This is a genomic window from Streptomyces sp. MB09-01 (genome assembly GCF_033794505.1).
Classification (GTDB): domain Bacteria; phylum Actinomycetota; class Actinomycetes; order Streptomycetales; family Streptomycetaceae; genus Streptomyces.
The window spans coordinates 1-2,644 of record NZ_JARAYQ010000497.1; the positions used below are offsets into that span (position 1 = coordinate 1).

Annotated in this window: 3 protein-coding genes; all 3 read left to right on the top strand. The window is 70.7% G+C overall.

The annotated features are described in order from the left end of the window. Positions 1–1,003, top strand: a 1,003-nt coding sequence (locus PV721_RS42825) for a vitamin B12 dependent-methionine synthase activation domain-containing protein (RefSeq protein WP_319734228.1), incomplete at its 5' end; no start/stop codon positions are given. A 28-nt stretch (positions 1,004–1,031) separates the two neighbouring features. After that, a complete protein-coding gene (gene metF / locus PV721_RS42830) occupies positions 1,032–1,985 on the top strand; it encodes a methylenetetrahydrofolate reductase [NAD(P)H] (RefSeq protein ID WP_416371298.1) in 954 nt (317 codons plus the stop codon). A 5-nt stretch (positions 1,986–1,990) separates the two neighbouring features. After that, on the top strand, positions 1,991–2,644 hold a 654-nt coding region (locus PV721_RS42835), incomplete at its 3' end, for an adenosylhomocysteinase (protein WP_319734230.1).

The following is a 2,644-nucleotide window of genomic DNA, read 5'->3' on the forward strand; positions in this document are numbered from 1 at the left end:
GACCCGCGCCTACGTCGAACAGGACCTCCACGAAATCTACGAGGGCGAGGTCCGCTACGCCCGCGACGCCTTCGAAGGCCTGCGCCTCATGGACGCCCTGATGGGGGTCAAGCGCGGTGTTCCCGGCGTCGTGCTGCCGCCCCTGAAGCAGCGCCGTGTAGCCCGCCGCGATACGCCGCTCCTGGCGGCGCAGCCGCAGCCCGGCGGCCGCTCGGAGGTGGCCGTCGACAATCCGGTGCCCGCCCCGCCGTTCTGGGGCACCCGCGTCGTCAAGGGCATCCCGCTCAAGGACTACGCCTCCTGGCTGGACGAGACGGCGCTGTTCAAGGGCCAGTGGGGTTTGAAGGAGACCGAAACCATCGAGACGGACGGGCGGCCCCGGCTGCGCGGCTGGCTGGAGCGCCTGCACACCGGCGGGCTGCTGGAGGCGGCTGTCGTGCACGGCTACTTCCGGTGCGTCTCCAAGGGCGAGGACCTGATCGTCCTGGACGAGAACGGATCCGAGCGGACCCGTTTCACCTTCCCCCGCCAGGGCCGCGGCCGCCGGCTGTGCCTGGCGGACTTCTTCCGCCCGGAGGACGGCGGGGACACCGACGTCGTGGGCTTCCAGGTCGTCACCGTCGGTAGCCGTATCGGCCAGGAGACGGCCCGGCTGTTCGCCGCCGACTCCTACCGCGAGTACCTGGAGCTGCACGGCCTCTCGGTGCAGCTCGCCGAGGCCCTGGCCGAGTACTGGCACGCCCGCGTCCGCGCCGAACTGGGCATCGCCGGATCCGATCCGGGCTCCATGGACGGCATGTTCCGCACCGAGTACCAGGGCTGCCGCTACTCGCTGGGCTACCCCGCCTGCCCCGACCTGGAGGACCGCGTGAAGATCGCCGGCCTCCTGGAGCCGGAGCGGATCGGGGTGCGCCTGTCGGAGGAGTTCCAGCTCCACCCGGAGCAGTCCACCGACGCGATCGTGATCCACCACCCCGAAGCGACGTACTTCAACGCGCGCTGAGCCCGAACGCGTTGGAAAGGAGCTGGACATGCCGGCTGCTCTGGCCGCCACCACCGACCGCCCCCGCACCGCCGCCCCCGCTGTGCCCGGTGTCCGCGAGCTGCTGTCCCAGGGGCGGCGGACCTTCTCGTTCGAGTTCTTCCCGCCGAAGACCGACGCCGCAGAGCGCACCCTGTGGGCGGCGATCCGCCGGATCGAGCCGTTCGCGCCGTCGTTCGTCTCCGTCACCTACGGGGCCGGCGGCTCCTCCCGCGACCGGACGGTGGAGGTCACCAAGCGCATCGCGGCGCAGACCACCCTGCGCCCGGTCGCGCACCTGACGGCGGTGGGGCACTCGGTCGCCGAGCTGCGCCACATCATCGGCCAGTACGCCGACGCGGGCATCCGTGACGTCCTCGCCCTGCGCGGTGACCCGCCCGGCGACCCGAAGGGGCAGTGGACGCCGCATCCGGAAGGACTGTCGCACGCCCATGAACTGGTCACTCTGATACGGCAGTTGGGTGACTTCACGGTCGGTGTCGCGGCGTTCCCCGAGCGTCATCCGCGCTCGCCCGGGTGGAGCGAGGACATCCGGCACTTCGCCGCGAAGTGCCGGGCGGGCGCCGACTACGCCATCACCCAGATGTTCTTCCACGCCGAGGACTACCTGCGTCTGCGCGACCGGCTCGGCGCCGTCGGCTGTCTGACACCGGTCATTCCCGAGATCATGCCGGCCACCGATTTCCGGCAGATCCGGCGCTTCGCCGAGCTCAGCGACGCCCGTTTCCCGCCCGCACTGGCCCAGCGGCTGGAGGCGGCGAAGGACGATCCGGCGGCCGGCCACCGCATCGGGGTCGAGTACGCGACCGCGATGGCCGAGCGGCTGCTCGCCGAGGGTGCGCCGGGCCTGCACTACATCACCCTCAACAAGTCCACCGCGACGCTGGAGATCCATCAGAACCTGAACGTCAGCCGGCACCCCGCCACCACCATCACGGAGTAGAACCCATGGACTTCAAGGTCGCAGACCTGTCCCTTGCCGCCTTCGGCCGCAAGGAGATCACCCTGGCCGAGCACGAGATGCCCGGTCTGATGTCGATCCGCAAGGAGTACGCCCCTTCGCAGCCGCTGGCCGGGGCCCGCATCACCGGCTCCCTGCACATGACCGTGCAGACGGCCGTCCTGATCGAGACACTGGTGGCGCTCGGTGCCCGGGTGCGGTGGGTGTCCTGCAACATCTACTCCACCCAGGACCACGCGGCCGCCGCCGTCGCGGTGGGCCCGAACGGCACCCCCCAGGACCCGCAGGGCATCCCCGTCTTCGCCTGGAAGGGCGAGACGCTCCAGGAGTACTGGTGGTGCACCGAGCAGGCCCTGACCTGGCCCGGCCATGCAGGCCCCAACATGATCCTCGACGACGGCGGCGACGCCACCCTCCTGGTCCACAAGGGCGTCGAATACCAGAAGGCCGGCGCCGTCCCGGACCCGGCCACCGCGGAGACCGAGGAAATGGCCCTGGTCCTGGGCCTGCTGCAGAACACCTCCCTCGACTGGACGGCGCTGGCGTCCGAGATCCGCGGCGTGACGGAGGAGACCACCACCGGTGTCCACCGCCTCTACGAGATGATGTCCGAGGGCACGCTGCTGTTCCCGGCGATCAAC